The sequence below is a fragment of the Rhizobium sp. AN6A genome, assembly GCF_900215635.1.
Taxonomy (GTDB): Bacteria; Pseudomonadota; Alphaproteobacteria; order Rhizobiales; family Rhizobiaceae; genus Agrobacterium; species Agrobacterium tumefaciens.
The window spans coordinates 235,890-251,539 of sequence record NZ_OCNC01000003.1 but is presented as its reverse complement, the minus strand read 5'-3'; the positions used below and the strand labels follow the sequence as shown (position 1 = coordinate 251,539).

Genomic DNA, 15,650 nt, shown 5'->3' with positions numbered 1-15,650 from the left:
CAACATCCGAAAGTGAAAAAAATGCCTCAAACCCTTGCAGCCCAACGAAAAGTCTCCAATCCGTGCGCCGTTCTCGCCCTCTGCTCGCGCGACAATCCCGCGATCCTCACCATCGCCCATCGTGGTTTCTGGACCGCGACCGCTGAAAATTCGCTGGCTTCGGTTCGCGCAGCGGTCGCTGCCGGGGTGGAGATGATCGAGATCGACACGCAGGCGACGGCCGATGGCCGGCTGGTCGTCATTCACGACGAGACGCTCGACCGCACGACGACGGGGCGGGGGAAAGTAAGCGAACTGGCCTTTGATGTCGTCCGTTCCGCACGGCTGAAGGCAGGTGCTGGCGGCGATGCAGCCGATGTGACGGAGGAATGCGTACCGACGCTGGAAGAATTGCTGGAAGAGGCGCGTGGCAAAATCACCGTCAATATCGATACCAAGTTCACCCGTGACCTGCCGCAGGTCATGGAAACCGTGCTGCGCCTCGGCGTCGCGGATCAGGTGCTGGTGAAAACCGATATCGATCCTGAAGCCGCGCATTTCGATGTGCTCGATACCGACTGGTTCGGCAAAATCCCGCATATGCCGATGTTTCCGGTGAGGAAGGGCAAGTTTGCCGAGGATCTGCGCCGCATCGAAGCGTTGCGCGCGCCGATGATCGAGGTAAAATTTACTGATATCGCTGATCTGGTCGAAGGCCGCGCCGAAATGGAGCGTCAGAATATCCGCCTCTGGATCAACACGCTCGACGTTTCCCATTGCCTCGATCTCAACGACACGCGCGCACTTTCCGATGCAGAAGTTGTGTGGGGCGCACTGGCGCAGGTCGGCGTCGGTGCAATCCAGACGGATGAAGTCGAGGCCTTCACGGGCTGGCTTAAGGCTGATGCAGGCGAGACGGGCAGGTCATGGACACGATGAACCAGCGCCTCGAGCGTGCAACCGGCATCATCGAGGAGGCGATGGGTCTTGCCCTTCGCTTTTTCGAAGCGCGCGGCAGCATCGCCACCCGCACGAAGGGTTTTCAGGACTTCGTCTCGGAAGCGGATACCGCAGTTGAAAGGCTGGTGCGCGACCGGCTGGCGGCGGCATTTCCGGGTGAAACCGTTCTCGGCGAGGAGATGGGCGGGATCGCAGATGACGCCTATTGGATCATCGATCCCATCGACGGCACCGCAAACTTCCTGCGCGGCTCACCACTTTGGGGCATCTCGCTGGGCTTCGTGCGCAACGGCGTCCCGGAAATCGGGGTCGTCGCCATGCCAGTCTTCCAGGAGATCTATTCGGCTGCCGAAGGAACAGGGTTGCTGCTGAACGGCAAGCCGCTTGCGCGCGATGTTCCATTTAAGGAAGTGCAGGTGATGTCGCTCGGTGACAGCGCGTCTGCCGATGCCGCGGAGGTGGCGGCGCTCAATGTCGGCTTGAGGCATGCCGGCTGGGTGGTGGAATCCATCCGTTCGACCTCGATTTCACTGGTTTTTGCAGCGCGCGGCATCTTCGATGGCCATCTGCAAAAACTGACGACCATGTGGGATATTGCCGGTGGCGTTGTTCTGGCAAGGGAGGCGGGTCTTGACGTTCGGATTGGAACGCGCGGCGAAACCGGCATTCCCTGGGTTGCCGCCGCAACGCCTGAATTGATGGCCGTGACGGAGACGCTTTGGCCGGAGATTGCGGAATTGGTGCCGGCCGAACTTGCCTGAAATTCCCATAAAACCCGGTGCCGGGTGAGAGATCCATACACCCGGCACCAAGCAACGGCTATCGGACCGAAAAGCCTCTGACGACTGGTGGTTAAGCCCAACCCTTCAGCGCCCGGCCGGAATAATAGCTGGGGGTTGTGGCGCGGTAGATTGGTATGCTGGCGGCGCCGAGATGGGGCAGGTCGCTCATCATCGATTTACGTATTTCAGGCGGCTCGACGAAAAAGTCCTCGCCGAGCATTTCCAGCGAGCCGATGCGCTGGACGATGTGTTCAAGAACCCAGTCAGGTAGCGATCCGCCAAAAATGATGGCGCCGGGATCCATCGTCCGGGCAACCGTCAGCGCCAGCAGACGAAGCTGGTCGGTTGCCCTTTCCAGCCAGGCAACCACGGCGGGGTGGTCGCAATAGCTTTCATCAATATCCTTCAAACGCCGGATGCCCACTCCGTGGGCGGCCAGCGTGTCGCAAAGGTCCTGTCCAGAGGGACGTGGATGGGATTTGGGAAACAGGCCGCCAAACTCGCCGGCATTGCCGTTCGTGCCGCGATAGAGATGGCGCTGAACCACAACGGCGCCGCCTATGCCGTATGTCAGCCAGATCATCGCAAAATTGCGGATGCTTCGACCCGCTCCGTAATACAGCTCCGAGAGGATGACGGTATTGCCGTCATTTTCGTGAAAGACCGGGAAATCGAAATAGGGCTGGAAGTCCTTGTCCACGTCGATGTCGCGCCAGCTCTCGAACTGCTTGATGCGAAAGACATGGCCTCGATCACGCTTGAAGTGGCCTGGAAAGCTGATGCCGCAGCCTAGCACATCCTTCTTTTTGATCTTGGCCTTTTCAACCACCTGTCGGGCGGCCGTCTCGGCCATCTCCATGATATGCTCGAAACTGTGTCCCTCAAGCTCGGACCTGATTTCCTGCCTGATCGTGCCGTTGAGATCGGCCAGGCAGACACGCAGATCGTCCGGGTTGAAATAGACCCCGAGCGTGAAAAGTCCGTTCGGATTTATCTCGATGGCAGTGGATGGCTTCCCCCGTTTGCCGTCGCTGCGCGCTTCCTCGGCTTCCAGGATCAGGCCGGATTCCAGAAGATTGGCCGTCAGGCGGGTGAGGGTCGGTGCGGAAACATCCATCTCGCGCGCCAGTTCGATGCGCGACATGCCTCCCTTGCCGCGCAGGATTTCGAGCAGACGCCGTTCATTGTAGCCGAGGTCGATCAACCAAGTCTCCCACGAGAAGTTAAGTCGGATGATTAGCGCAATTTCAGTGGCTGTGCACCTTGTTTTCCGGAACGTCCTGACTTTTCAGGTTCGCAGATTAAGCGCGGCTGTCTTCAAATGTTGAGTTTTTTCAGACGGATATTGGATTTTTGTATTCAAGATAAATTGCAGCTTGACTAATTAATTTACGTAAAGAAAATAAATAGCAGACGGCGGGTAGCGACACGCAAAATCAATAAGAAATTATGTCGTACTGCCTTGCCAGTCAGGGAACAAAAAAACGGAGCACCCTTTATGCGTCAATCATGCACTATTTTCGCGCGCCTTGTTGCTGGCGCAACTTTCCTTGCCAGTGCGGTTTTCGCCCATGCGGAAGGTACCGTCGTGGTCTATTCGGCAGCGCCGCAGCAGCTCATGGATGAGTTGCTGCCCATGTTTGAAAAGAAGACCGGCACCAAGGTCGAGCTTGTCAAAGCCGGGTCCGGCGAGCTGATGAACCGCATCAAGGCGGAAAGCGGCAAGGCGGCTGGCGACGTGATCTGGAGCGTTGATGGCACCGTCATCGACTTTTCCGCCGACCTCTTCGAACCTTACAAGCCTGTCGAGGCAGCATCGATCAACCCTGCCTTTTCGCCGAGCACCAACTGGGTTCCTTTTACCGCAGTCGTTACGGCCTTCATCGTCAACAAGGAAGCGCTGAAAGGCGCGCCGGTTCCGACATCCTGGGCCGATCTTGCCAAGCCTGAATACAAGGGCCTGATTTCCTCGGCCCGTGCCGATCAGTCCGGCTCCGCCTATATCCAGATGGCGACGGTTTTGCAGGATTTCGACAGTGAGGAGAAGGGCTGGGAAGTCTATACCGGCATTCTCGGCAACTCCGTTCTTTCCACCTCTTCAGGCGCTGTTCCGCGTTTCGTCAATGATGGCGAGCAGGCGGTCGGTATCACGCTCGAAGACGCCGCCCTGCGCTACAAGCTTGGCAGCGCTCCGGTAGAGATCGTTTATCCGAAAGAAGGCACGGCAATCGCGCCTGACGGCATGGCGCTCGTCAAGGGTGCGCCGAACGCCGAAAACGGCAAGGCCTTCATCGATTTCATCGTCTCCAAGGAAGCGCAGGAAGTCGTGGTGAAAGCCGGTCGTCGCTCTGTCAGAACCGATGTTCCTGCCAATTCGGCGCTCGTTCCGCTGTCCGATGTTCCGGATGCGAAGTACGACTTCAAGTGGGCTGCGGACAACCGCTCGCGTCTGATGGAAAAGTGGAACGAGATCCTGCTCGACGTCCAGTAAGAACATTGCCGGGGGCGGTGCGTCAGGCAGCCGTCCCCTGCTTACCTCGTTCACAACAGCATTTTCGTTCCGTCCACCGTGGTCGTGTGCCGCGCAGGATATGTCATGGAGCAGCACATGGCCGCCGTAGAAATTACCAGCATCAAGAAAAGTTACCGGGATGTCGTTGCCCTCTCCGACATCAACATCTCCATTCCCTCCGGATCGTTTTTTACGCTTCTTGGACCCAGCGGTTGTGGCAAGACGACCCTCTTGCGCACGATTGCAGGTTTTCACCAGCAGGATAGCGGCAGCATCAGCATCGAAAGACAGGCGATCGAACATGTGCCCGCCCACAAGCGCGATGTCGGCATGGTCTTTCAGGATTATGCGGTGTTTCCGCATATTTCGGTGTTTGACAACATTGCCTTCGGTCTGAAACAGCGCAAGGCGTCTTCAGCCGAGATCCGCGAACGGGTCGGCAAGATTCTCGATGTCGTGCAGCTCGCTCCCTATGCCAAGCGTATGCCTCACGAACTCTCCGGCGGCCAGCAGCAGCGTGTGGGTCTTGCGCGCGCACTCGTCATCAACCCGAAAGTGCTGTTGATGGACGAGCCGCTGTCCAACCTCGACGCCAAACTTCGCGTGGACCTGCGCCGGGAACTGCGTGAAATCCAGCAGGCCATGAACATCACCACCGTCTATGTCACGCATGATCAGGAAGAGGCGCTTGCCATGTCCGATCTGGTTTGCGTCATGTATGGCGGCGTCATTCAGCAGGCTGCACCACCCTGGGAAGTCTACAACAATCCCGCCAACCGCTTCGTTGCGTCGTTCGTGGGCGCAAACAACTTCCTGACGCTTGACCGTGCAGGCGGGCAGACATCCATTTCCGGCCATAAGGTCGCATTGCCGCAGGCGGATGCGATTTCCCCGCAGCGGAAGATCGTCGCCGCCATCCGCCCGGAGGCGATTTCTGTCGGTCCTGCCGCGATCGATGGTGACGAGCGCATCGAACTGCCCGTGACCATAAGACTGGTCAGCTTCACGGGGCGTGAGATGAACGTTGCAGCCGTTCTCTCGTCGGGCGAGGAAATCGAGGCGATCACCAAGCCATCGCCTGAGATCATTGCACTGCAGCCCAACCAGAAGACCACTTTCTCCTGGCGCGCGGCCGATGCGAAGCTGTTCGGCGAGGGCGTAACCGGGGAGCGCCTGTCATGACGGATATGACTGCGACTCCCGGCGGTTTCCGCCTGCGACTGCCAGGTTTTTGGACAAGCGTGACGGTGTTTGCCGTCATCCTGCTGGCGATCTTCCTGATCCTGCCGATTTTTAGCGTCTTCTTCATCAGTTTCTTTGATGCCAAAACCGGTGCGTTCGGTCTCAGCAACTATGCGGAAGTGTTCACACGGCGTTTTTATACCGTCGCACTCTGGAATACGCTTCTCATCGGTGTGCTGGGCATGCTGGGCGCCTGCCTTCTCGGTATTCCGCTTGCCTTCTGCACCTCTCGCTATCGCATAAAGGGGCGCACTTTCATTGCCACCTTCGCGGTTCTGGTTCTGTGCGCCCCGCCGTTCATTGGTGCTTATGCCTGGATTATGCTCTTCGGTGCCAATGGTGCTGTCACCAATCTCCTGTCCTTCGCCGGCATTTCATTGCCGACGATCTACGGGATCCCGGGCATCGTGATGGTCTTCAGCCTGAAGTTCTTTCCCTACATCTTCCTGATGACGGAGAACGCGCTGAACACCATCAACAAGTCCTATGAGGACGCGGCGGAAAATCTCGGCTGCACGGCGTTCGAACGTTTCCGCAAGATCACCTTGCCGCTGGTCTTTCCGGCAGTCAGCACCGGCGCGATCATCTGCTTCGTGCTGTCCATCGCCGACTTCGGAACGCCGGCAATCCTCGGCAAGGGCATCAGAACGCTTTCGACCATCGCCTATGCGCAATACACCTCCGAAATGGCCGGTACGCCGACCATGGCGGTAACGATTTCCATGGTGATGATTGCAATTTCGATGGCGGCACTTCTTTTGCAGCGGCACATTCTTGCCAAGCGCCGTTACGCCAGTTCACTGACCAACAGGCCGGTAAAGCAATCCATGCGCCCGTTGAAATCGTTCATCGTGCACGGCTTCTGCTATCTGGTCGTCTTCATCGCCATGCTGCCGTCGCTCACGGTCATCTATACCTCGTTCCTCGCAACCAGCGGTCCCGTCTTTACCGGCGGCTTCGGGTTGGATAGCTATGCCCGTATCCTTCGCGATTCACCGCAGGCGATTGCCAACAGTTTCACGTTTGCACTGGCTGCCGTGGTACTGATTGCGATCGTTTCCGGCCTGCTGTCCTTCATCGTGGTGCGACGCGACAATGCGGTCTCCGGCTCGCTCGATCTCCTGCTGATGGTGCCTTACCTCATTCCCGGCGTTGTCATGGCGATCGGCTACGTCACGACGTTCCGCTATCCGCCGTTTGACATCACAGGGACGGCGCTCATCATCATCGTCCTGGTGTTTATCCGCCGGCTGCCCTACGGCGTCCGCTCCACGACATCGATCCTCAGGCAGATCAAACCGTCCATCGAGGAGGCTGCGGTCAATCTCGGGGCTTCGCCGGCAAAGACCTTCGTGTCGGTGACGGTGCCGCTGATGCTGCCCGGTCTCATCATCGGTTCGCTGATGAGCTTCATAACGGCTATCAACGAGCTGTCCTCGACGCTGATCCTCTACACGGCACGAACGATCACCATGCCGGTTCTCATCTATGTTCAGGTGATTGACGGCGAGTTTGGCACGGCTGCGGCGCTTTCAACCGTCCTTCTGGTCAGCACCGGACTTTGCGTCTTCATCGTGTTCCGCCTCTCGGAAGACAAAGAAGCCTCTTTCGTCTGAAACCATACCAGCCCTCACCAAAAGCCTGCAGGAGCGGCGACATACGTGTCGCCGCCAGCCTCCCTCTGCCCAGCCTCCCTCTGCAAGGAATACACGACGATGAATATCGCGAGCTTTTCGCAATCGAAATACAAGAACGCCGCGACGCCCGGGGACGATGTGGCGCTGATCATACCGGGAAGGGTTCTGGCCGTTTTTGACGGTGCGACCGACCCTACCGGTGCAAGTTACGGCGGCTTGAGCTCGGGCCGTATCGCAGCACTTGCTGCCGCAAATGCCGTGGCGAAAATGGGCCTCGATGGCATGCTGGAAACAATAGCCGCGCCCAAGCTCTTTCAGAACATCAGCGATATCTTGAAGCAGGAGGCCGAGCGCATCAATGCCAGCCATCCACCGTCGACAACCCTGGCAATTGTTGCCGACCTGGGAGACAGTTTCCGCCTGCTTCTGGCCGGCGATTCCGGTGTGCGTATCAACGGCTCCCGGTTGTTGCAGCATGCCAAGCTAATAGACAAGGTAAGTACATCGGCGCGCATCCTTGTCTTCAAACAGCTTTTTGCCTTTATGGGGGATGGTGATGCAGCCGAGGCACGCACGCGTGCGACCATCTTTTCCGGCCTGCGTTCCGCTGTCGAAAACGGCATCATGACTGCGCAGGAGGCGGAGAATGTTGTCATTGCCGCAGCCCGCATGAGCGGTCTTGAGAGCGATATCGAAGCAGTCGAGGAATTCCTGATGGGAGGAATTCGCGTCCAGCCGCAATTCGCAAACAGGCAGGGACACGTACTGGGATACGCCTCGGTTAATGGCGGAACGGTCATAGAAGAGGGGACGGTCGATCTTAGCATCGCCAAGGACACGCTTGTAAGCCTTGAAATCTTTTCCGACGGTTATCTGTCTCTGCCGGCTGGAACCGATATCGCTGACTGGGAAGCGGAATTTGACCGCGTCGAGACGGCAGATTTTCACAAGATCAACGAGTACCCGTCGGTGAAGGGGTCAACATCGAGCGAATTCAGCGACGACAGGACCGTGGTGTGCATGAAGGCGCGGTGAAGAGATATCCGCGCCGAAAAGTATTTCGAAGCTGTCCGTCTTTCGAAGTGACAACCGCGAAAATTCCACCGCGCGTTGGCAGTGTTTGTCGTCCGCTATCGCCCCCAATTCGAAAGGCCTTGCCCTTGAAGGCGAAGAAAGACGCTGCGCACATGAGATCATGGGAAGGTAAGTCTATGGTTTAGCTAACGGCTTACCTCCGTACCTAGATAGTTGCGTTCACTCCAGAGCAAGGGTTTGCGCAGCGGATCGAAGCTCGCTTCGATGATCGATCCAACAAACAGGATGTGGTCGGCGGCATCAATGGAGCCGACGAGTTCGCAATCCATCGAGAGCAGCGCGTAAGCAAGCCTTGAGCTTCCCGACGGCCAGACATCCCAGTGGCCGACGGAAAACCGGTCCGGCAGGTTTCCTTTTCCGGCGAACACATCGGCGATCTCCTCCTGCCCTCTGGACAGCGTCGTGACTGAAAAGCGCCGGCTTGCTGCGACAAGATCGACCATACGGCTGCTGGCATCGATGGAGATCATTAGAAGCGGCGGTTCGGCGCTGAGCGGCATGAAGGACGTGATCGTACGTCCGATCCGCTCGCCCGCATGGGAGGCCGTGGCCACGGCCTCGGTGAAGACGAGGCTCGCCATAGCGTCCTTGAATTCACGCGGCGAGATTGTCGGAGAGGAGGGTGCTTTCAGCGGGACATGCGCGTGATTGACCACACCACCATCGATCAGCATGAAATTATGAGACATGCAGTGCCGGGCTAACCGCCCGCTCCCGGGTTCTTCGAAAAAATGGAAAACTTGGCCGCAGCACCATTCATGATGTCGGCATCATCAGGCGGCGTTCTTTTCTGGTGCACGCGCGGCCAGATGCCGGAATAGTGGCGGTTGAGGTCAAGCCAGACATGCAGACCCGCCTCGGTATCCGGCCGGATTGCCGCGGCCGGACATTCGCGCTCGCAGATGCCGCAATCAATACATTGATCCGGGTGAATGACGAGCATATTCTCGCCTGCATAAAAACATTCGACCGGGCAGACTTCCACGCAGTCCATGTATTTGCAGGCGATACAGTTTTCGGTGACGACATAGGACATGGGGATGCTCGCATGGAGTTGCAGCCGGGCGGCGGCTGTCCGGCTGCGCCTGGCCCGGTCGCCCCCAGGGCAGCGGGACCGGTCGGCTCGGTGGGGCTCAAATCAGAGGCGGGCGGCCACTGCCTGCCAGTTCACCAGATAGGCCTTGTGATGGAGATCATGATGAAACTTCAGCGTCTCCTCGGACATGCCAGAAGGGGCGAGCGCATCATGGGCATAGGGGAGGTCGGGAAGCTGGAAAGCCATGGGGTATTCCTTTGTCACTGTTTGCTCAAGAGCATGGAAAAAGCCTTGCGAAAACAAGGTGACAATACTTCTAGGACCTCAATCACAGTTGACGTCAAGCGGTTTTTGGGGGGATAAATCCAAGAGCTGGCGGGCTTATGAAACATGCGCCACGATGGCGCGGATTATCGCTCGTCGACGTTCACCGCGGCGACCCATTCTTCGAGTGCCCTGCGAATTGCCGAGTTCGCATCTTCCCCGCGGACGAATGCCCACCATGTATGTGCGCCTTGCCACAAGGCGGCCATCTGCCAGCCAAGCCGTTTCTCGCTAGCCTTGTCGTGGGTAAGGCGGCAGCCAAGCGCCTGGGCGAGGGTGTGTCCCCAGAGCGCTCCTCTCGCGCGCAGCTTCGGATTGCGAATGTCTTCTCTCAGCAGCAGCAACCCGTCACTGGCATTTTGTTCTGCGGCTTCGGGGGGCATGAGGCGCATGAGAAGGGATATGGCGCCCTGCGGCGTCAATGGTTCCTCCTCATCGGCTGTTTCCGTTTCCGCCTGCAGCTTGTCCCAGGCGCGCAGAAGCACGGTTTCGACAAGGTTTTCGCGCTTGCCGTAACGCTGCACCAGGGTTGCCGCAGATAGGCCGCAGGCCTTTGCGGCTGCGGCAAAAGTCAGCCCGTCGGGGCCTGTCTGCAACATGAGGGGCAGCAGGACATCCAGCACCTGATCATCTGAAATCGACTTGTGTCTTGGCATGACATATATATAAATGTATATTCATTTATAAATCAAGGAGGATAATATGGCGGTCATTCGCGGATATATCGCGGCGAGCCTAGACGGGCGGATCGTTTCTGGAGACGGCTCGCTAGACTGGCTCTACAAATATGATGATATGGACCTCGGCGAACACGATTATCGCGTTTTCCTGAAAGGAATTCGAACGGTGGTCATGGGGCGGGCGACCTATGATTTCATCGCCGGTGAACAGGCGCCCTGGGCGTACGGAGAACAACGCGTCATCGTCGTCACCTCAAGGCCGATCGAGGGGCCCAAGGGACCTCTGGAGGCGCGCAGCGGTGTGGGCTCGTTGATCGAGGAATTGCGTGCACTCGATGACGGCGATGTCTGGATGCTGGGCGGCGGAAAGCTGCAGATGGCCTTTCTGGAGCGTGATGCACTGGATGAGATCGAGATTTATGTCGTCCCGGAAATCCTCGGCTCAGGTGAGCCCCTTTTTCCGCTCACCGGGCATCGGGCCAGTCCCACTCTCGTCAGCGCAACGGCAATCGAAAAGGGCTGCGTTCGATTGCACTACCGCTTCTCGTGATGCTCTCGGGTTCATGATGTTAGTGGGGCGGCGAGGAATGGTCGATACAGACCTTGCCAGCTGCTCCCGGCCTGACTGCGCGGTTTCCGCCCTCAAAGCCCGAGAAACTTAAAAGGCTTGGTGTCCTTCAAGCTCTCATTCGCCATCCCCGAATAGATGTGGATCTGATTGGGCCCCAGGTCGAGTTTCTTGACCTTACCCGTCTCTTTCGAAAGGTCGAGTTTTGTCATGTCGATCCAGAAGATGTTCGGCGTCAATGCGGATTCGAAGAAATAGAGCTTGCGTTTGTGGTCAATCACGGTGCGCCAGCGGGTGGAGGAAATATTTGGCTGGTCCGGCGTGGTTATGCCGTAGGGAACCGACACATTGCGGATGACGCTAAAGACGCTGGCGATGGCTTCGACCGGATTTTCGCTCTTGGGGATGGCGTTTGCGTAGAAAGAAGCCCGGGCGAACCGGTCCGAGGCGCGATTAGTGCCCGGCAGCATGACGGTGCCGCCAATCTGCTTCCAATATTCGTTGAGCGCCAGCTGGTGATCGAAGGTCGGCGAATTGGTCATCACCTGATATTGACGACCGTGGTGGATGACCTGCTTGCCATCAATATATTCGATGATCGCGCTGTCACCAGTCGCATCCGAAAGGGAGAGGTGTAAGGTCGCCAGACGTTCTTCGCCGGGAACATTGTCGGTGACAATGGTGAAAGGGTTCTTCTGGAGCGCGCTGACGGCCTCGTCCACCGTTGCGAAATTATCGAGCGCATATTGAGCCCAGGCGGCGATGGAAAGACCCGGCGATTTCCCATCATAAGCGGGATAGCTCGACTCGACCAGCCAGAGAACATTTGCAGCAAGGCCTGCCTCATTGATGCCGTCTGTCGTCGAAATATCGTAACCTGAAGCAATGACGCTGCCGTATTTCGAGGTCCATTTGACCGAATTCGGCCCGGCCTCGCCGGAGCGTTCCATGCCGCGCGGGAATACCCAGATGTTGGTTCCGACATCCATCTTCCAATCCATCGACCGGGCCGTCATCACCTGATCATTTTCGCCCAGATAGACGAAGCGCGTGCAGGCTTCGGCCACCGATGTCGTCAGTGTTGCGACAGACAATATCGCGGCGGTGCAGGCGGAAAAAATCGGCAAGGTCTTCAGGCGCATGGAAAAGCCTCCGGTGTTCGCGGCACAAGATACAGCGTATGATAGAAAATCGGACTTGTTGCCGGAAGTCAAATACGCTTAGCTACGGACGATTGTTGGGGGGGAGAAGGCATTGCTAAAATTATCAATTTTTTCGGCCCTTATGGCTTTTTCCGCAACCGCGGCCACAGCTGCAGACGACGTTGTTGCCACACCCGCGACGGTTGATGTGGCACCAGACTGGGCATTTCAGGCGACGGGTTACCTCTGGGCGACCGGCTTGAATGGCAACGTGTCGCCGTTCCAACGTGCCCCGACCCTCCATGTGGAGAAATCCTTTTCAGATGTCATGGATGATCTCAATTTCGGTGGGTTTCTCAACATCTGGGGACGTTACGACCGTTTCGTCCTTTCCGGCGATTTGATGTATGTCGATACCACCGACAGCAAGGCAGCCGGTCCGCTACCGGCGCTGCAAATTCCGGGTTTGCCAACCTTGCCTGCCGGTGCCGCCATCAATGCGAATGTGGATACACAGGAATTCATGGCGACGTTGCAGGCAGGTTACCGTGTCATCGATGCAGACGGGTTTTCGCTCGACGCGCTCGCAGGCGCGCGCTTCTGGCACATTTCAAACGACGTTGCGGTCACTGCCAGCCATCCGTTGATCGGCAGCGTTTCCGCCACCCACAGAGAGAGTTTCGGCTGGGTCGACCCCGTCATCGGCGCACGCGCCTTTTTCAGCCTCACGGACAAACTGTCCGTTCATGGGCAGGTGGATATCGGCGGTTTCGGCGCGGGATCCGATCTTACCTGGTCAGCGCTCGCGACGGTGAACTACATCTTTACCGACACATTGTCGGTCTCGGCAGGCTATAAGGTGCTCGACGTTGATTACTCGCACGATGGTTATGTCTTCGATTCACGGCTGAGTGGACCGGTGGTCGGGTTGACGTACCGGTTCTAGTCACTGTTGTCGCGTGTCTCATCGCCTTTTCACACCCATCCCAGAAACAATTTTAGTTTCTCCTTAACTTTGGTCTTCATCTCGGTCTTGCAGAGAGATGCGCATTGCAGTAACTTCTGGTTGTTATTTGACTCGAAGAACCGATGGGCATGAAATTGGCAGGTCGCGCTTAAAATTCACGGATGAAAAATAATATCCATGCCATGGTGTTGGCAAGATTGATTATTACGTGAATTTCTAATGTGTACGGTTCTTTGAGAAAATGACTAGAGACTATCGTCTCGTAAAAAAGTTACTACTTTAACGCTTCTTGGGTCAGATGAACTGATCTATGCACCCGGTAGGGGATCGACAGCAAGGACAGCTGCAGAGTGAAGCATGGGCGGCATTGCCGCGACAAACTTCATTTCAAATGCAGGCCTCCGAAATATGTCACTTGCTGCTTTCATTCCTGGTTTCCGACGGCTAGTCCCTCCTGACTTTTGTCTCGCAATTGTCCCGGCCGCTCAAATCTCAGCCAATTTCCCGAGGAGCGCGGCGAATGGTTTCAAGCGAACCTTTGCCATTGCGATTTTTGCAAACCTGCTCGCGTCAGGGCAGGCAACTGCACAGTCGCCCGCCGATGATTTTTCCCGCCGGCAGGACCAGCAACAGCAGTTGCAGCGGCTTGAAAACCTGAAACAGATAACTCCTGATGGCGTCGCTGGTCGTGACAGCCGGGCGCCGGGAGGCGACGCAAAATCCGCTGGTCCATGCTTCGATATCTCGCGTGTAGAGATCGAAGGCGCGACAAGTCTGTCCGCCATTGCGGTCGGAAAAGTGACCGAGCATTACGACGATCGCTGCATCGGTGTTGCGGATATTACCACGTTGCTCAAGGCCATCACCGACCTTTATCTGGACAAGGGATTTGTGACTTCGCGCGCTTATGTTCCCCCACAGGATATTGCCGGAACAGGGTTGCTGCGGCTGGTCGTCGTCGAGGGCACGATCTCGGATATCTATCTTAACGGTCAACCGGCTGGGCGAAACGGTTCATTCGCTACGGCTTTTCCCGGCGTGAAGGGTGAGGTCGCCAATATTCGCGATATTGAACAGGGGCTGGACCAGATCAATCGCCTGTCATCGAACGACGCGAAGACCTCGATGTTGCCGGGCAAGGACGATGGAACGTCTATCCTCAATGTCGAGAACAAGCCGGCAAAGCGCTGGTACGCCAGTATTTCCAACAACAATCTCGGTCAAGAGAGTACCGGTTACTCCCAGACCAATGTTTCCGTCGGCTTAGACGACCTGCTGGGCATCAATGATCAGTTAGGGTTCTCCTACGGTCGCAGCGGCCCGGATTATCCTTGGGACGATGATGGTCGCGGCCACAGCAACAGCTATTCGCTCAATACAAGCGTACCTTATGGCTACTGGACGTTTTCAACAAATGGCTCCTGGTACGAATATAACAGCACCATTCCCGGCAATTTTGGGCCGATCGAAACCTCGGGCAATTCCGGTCAGGTTGGATTTGGCATAGATCGCGTCATTCTGCGAGACAAGGATTCCATCACGACCCTTAGAGGCGGTCTCACATACAAGCAGACCGACAACTTTCTTCTCGGCAATCGAATTGAGGTGGGAAGCCGTCGATACACGATTGGCAGTCTGGGCTTGTCGCGTTCACAGAGAATTCTGGGTGGCGTCATCGCTCTCGATTTTGCCCTTGATAAGGGTCTTGATCTCTTCGACGCCGTGGAGGCCGGAGAGCCGGGGGCGGGCACGGCGGATCCCCGGTTTTTGAAGTTCAACACGACCGTCAGCGCGACGCGGCCGTTCGAGGCGGCTGGCCAGCGGTTCGAGTTAACGACGCTCCTCAATGCCCAATATTCGCCCGATAACATGTTTGGCGCAGAACAGATCGGGCTTGGTGGCTCCAGCAACGTACGCGGCCTGAGGGAAAGCGTCATATTCGGTAACAACGGAGTTTTCAGCCGCAACGAACTGGTTTGGCGGACAATGCCATGGGAGGGTACAAGTCTGGCGCCCGTTCTGGGCGAATTACGCCCCTACCTGGGCCTCGATTATGGCCGCGTGTTCTCGCAGCATCGCTTCGATATTCCAGACGGCTATCTCGCGAGTTGGACCGTTGGTGCGAAACTCGTTGGGGGAAACATCAGTGCCGATTTCGGCTACTCCCAGGCATTTTCCAGCAGCGTCAGTCACGGACGCGGCAATCTCATTTTCGCCAGCGTGACGGCACGCTGGTAGGCTTCAAAAGAGAATATTATGGTCAGATCTTCTTTTCACACCCCCAAATTGTCTGTCGTATTCGCGCTGGTGGCGACTGCCAGTGTCGTTTCCGGTTGCGGTGGCCGGGCAGCGCATCCGGTTGCTTCGACAAACCCTGCCGACAGCGCTTTCGATTGCGCCGGCATCAAGCGCGAATTCGAGGCTAACGAACGGCAGGTCCTGGCGACGGTGAAAGAACGATCCGATGCGCAGGGTAAAAACGTCGTCCTCGGTGCGACAGGTGTTCTTCTGTTTTGGCCGGCTCTTTTCTTTATGGATCCGAAATCGCCAGAGAAACTGGAGATCGACGCATTGCGTAACCGCAATCAGGTTCTTGGCGAGATTGCCAAAAGCAAAAAATGCCCGGCCCCGCAGTCGAAGCTGGCGGATGTCTACAAGAAACTCGACACCAAGCCGTCTCCGGCCGACACGAGCAGAAAAGACCGCTAAGCCCCAAATTCCGTCTG

The 15,650-nt window shown here is 57.1% G+C and carries 15 protein-coding genes and 1 pseudogene; 10 read left to right on the top strand and 6 right to left on the bottom strand.

Features of this window, described 5'->3' with window-relative positions:
* Positions 1 to 21: 21 nt before the first annotated feature.
* Together CRO62_RS05050 and CRO62_RS05045 are read left to right on the top strand one after the other, a co-directional pair.
* A complete protein-coding gene (locus CRO62_RS05050; protein ID WP_097099445.1) occupies positions 22 to 918 on the top strand; it encodes a glycerophosphodiester phosphodiesterase family protein in 897 nt (298 codons plus the stop codon).
* The gene (locus tag CRO62_RS05045; RefSeq protein ID WP_179784458.1) at positions 906 to 1,700 is read left to right on the top strand and encodes an inositol monophosphatase family protein; all 795 of its coding nucleotides are present in this window, start codon (positions 906 to 908) and stop codon (positions 1,698 to 1,700) included. The genes CRO62_RS05050 and CRO62_RS05045 overlap by 13 nt, the downstream gene beginning before the upstream one ends.
* 91 nt (positions 1,701 to 1,791) lie before the next feature.
* Here the strand turns inward: CRO62_RS05045 and CRO62_RS05040 are convergent, their stop codons facing one another.
* Complete coding sequence (locus CRO62_RS05040) at positions 1,792 to 2,925, bottom strand: ROK family transcriptional regulator (RefSeq protein ID WP_004431088.1); 1,134 nt, start codon at positions 2,923 to 2,925, stop codon at positions 1,792 to 1,794.
* A 294-nt stretch (positions 2,926 to 3,219) separates the two neighbouring features.
* On the opposite strand from CRO62_RS05040, the gene CRO62_RS05035 reads away from it, so the two are divergent.
* The 4 genes from CRO62_RS05035 to CRO62_RS05020 all read left to right on the top strand — a co-directional run bounded on the left by CRO62_RS05035 (position 3,220) and on the right by CRO62_RS05020 (position 8,147).
* Positions 3,220 to 4,212, top strand: coding sequence for an ABC transporter substrate-binding protein (locus CRO62_RS05035; protein ID WP_097099444.1), 993 nt, complete (start codon positions 3,220 to 3,222; stop codon positions 4,210 to 4,212).
* Positions 4,213 to 4,329: 117 nt separating this feature from the next.
* Positions 4,330 to 5,415 (top strand): ABC transporter ATP-binding protein, encoded by a 1,086-nt coding sequence (locus CRO62_RS05030; RefSeq protein ID WP_004431090.1) that lies wholly within the window; start codon positions 4,330 to 4,332, stop codon positions 5,413 to 5,415.
* Entirely contained in the window at positions 5,412 to 7,091 is a 1,680-nt protein-coding gene (locus CRO62_RS05025) for an ABC transporter permease (protein WP_097099443.1), read from the top strand. Before CRO62_RS05030 ends, CRO62_RS05025 begins: the two co-directional genes overlap by 4 nt.
* A 99-nt stretch (positions 7,092 to 7,190) precedes the next feature.
* Positions 7,191 to 8,147, top strand: a complete 957-nt coding sequence (locus CRO62_RS05020) for a hypothetical protein (RefSeq protein ID WP_097099442.1) — start codon at positions 7,191 to 7,193, stop codon at positions 8,145 to 8,147.
* Positions 8,148 to 8,332: 185 nt separating this feature from the next.
* On the opposite strand, the gene CRO62_RS05015 is transcribed toward CRO62_RS05020, so the two are convergent.
* The 4 genes and pseudogenes from CRO62_RS05015 to CRO62_RS05000 all read right to left on the bottom strand — a co-directional run bounded on the left by CRO62_RS05015 (position 8,333) and on the right by CRO62_RS05000 (position 10,223).
* Entirely contained in the window at positions 8,333 to 8,896 is a 564-nt protein-coding gene (locus CRO62_RS05015) for a flavin reductase family protein (RefSeq protein ID WP_179784457.1), read from the bottom strand.
* Between the two features lie 11 nt (positions 8,897 to 8,907).
* Positions 8,908 to 9,243 carry a ferredoxin FdxA gene (gene fdxA, locus CRO62_RS05010; protein WP_019567027.1) on the bottom strand — a complete coding sequence of 112 codons (336 nt, stop codon included), beginning with the start codon at positions 9,241 to 9,243 and terminating at the stop codon, positions 8,908 to 8,910.
* A gap of 111 nt (positions 9,244 to 9,354) precedes the next feature.
* A pseudogene (locus CRO62_RS05005) lies at positions 9,355 to 9,489 on the bottom strand (superoxide dismutase); the annotation flags it as partial.
* A gap of 164 nt (positions 9,490 to 9,653) precedes the next feature.
* Entirely contained in the window at positions 9,654 to 10,223 is a 570-nt protein-coding gene (locus tag CRO62_RS05000) for a TetR/AcrR family transcriptional regulator (protein ID WP_097099441.1), read from the bottom strand.
* Positions 10,224 to 10,269: 46 nt separating this feature from the next.
* On the opposite strand from CRO62_RS05000, the gene CRO62_RS04995 reads away from it, so the two are divergent.
* Positions 10,270 to 10,797 (top strand): dihydrofolate reductase family protein, encoded by a 528-nt coding sequence (locus tag CRO62_RS04995; RefSeq protein ID WP_097099440.1) that lies wholly within the window; start codon positions 10,270 to 10,272, stop codon positions 10,795 to 10,797.
* Between the two features lie 92 nt (positions 10,798 to 10,889).
* On the opposite strand, the gene CRO62_RS04990 is transcribed toward CRO62_RS04995, so the two are convergent.
* Positions 10,890 to 11,957 carry a linear amide C-N hydrolase gene (locus CRO62_RS04990; RefSeq protein ID WP_097099439.1) on the bottom strand — a complete coding sequence of 356 codons (1,068 nt, stop codon included), beginning with the start codon at positions 11,955 to 11,957 and terminating at the stop codon, positions 10,890 to 10,892.
* A gap of 142 nt (positions 11,958 to 12,099) precedes the next feature.
* Between CRO62_RS04990 and CRO62_RS04985 the strand changes: the two genes are divergently transcribed.
* The 3 genes from CRO62_RS04985 to CRO62_RS04975 all read left to right on the top strand — a co-directional run bounded on the left by CRO62_RS04985 (position 12,100) and on the right by CRO62_RS04975 (position 15,633).
* A complete protein-coding gene (locus tag CRO62_RS04985) occupies positions 12,100 to 12,903 on the top strand; it encodes a hypothetical protein (RefSeq protein ID WP_097099438.1) in 804 nt (267 codons plus the stop codon).
* Between the two features lie 378 nt (positions 12,904 to 13,281).
* The gene (locus tag CRO62_RS04980; RefSeq protein WP_097099437.1) at positions 13,282 to 15,162 is read left to right on the top strand and encodes a ShlB/FhaC/HecB family hemolysin secretion/activation protein; all 1,881 of its coding nucleotides are present in this window, start codon (positions 13,282 to 13,284) and stop codon (positions 15,160 to 15,162) included.
* Between the two features lie 18 nt (positions 15,163 to 15,180).
* Entirely contained in the window at positions 15,181 to 15,633 is a 453-nt protein-coding gene (locus tag CRO62_RS04975) for a hypothetical protein (RefSeq protein ID WP_097099436.1), read from the top strand.
* The last annotated feature ends 17 nt before the right edge of the window (positions 15,634 to 15,650 follow it).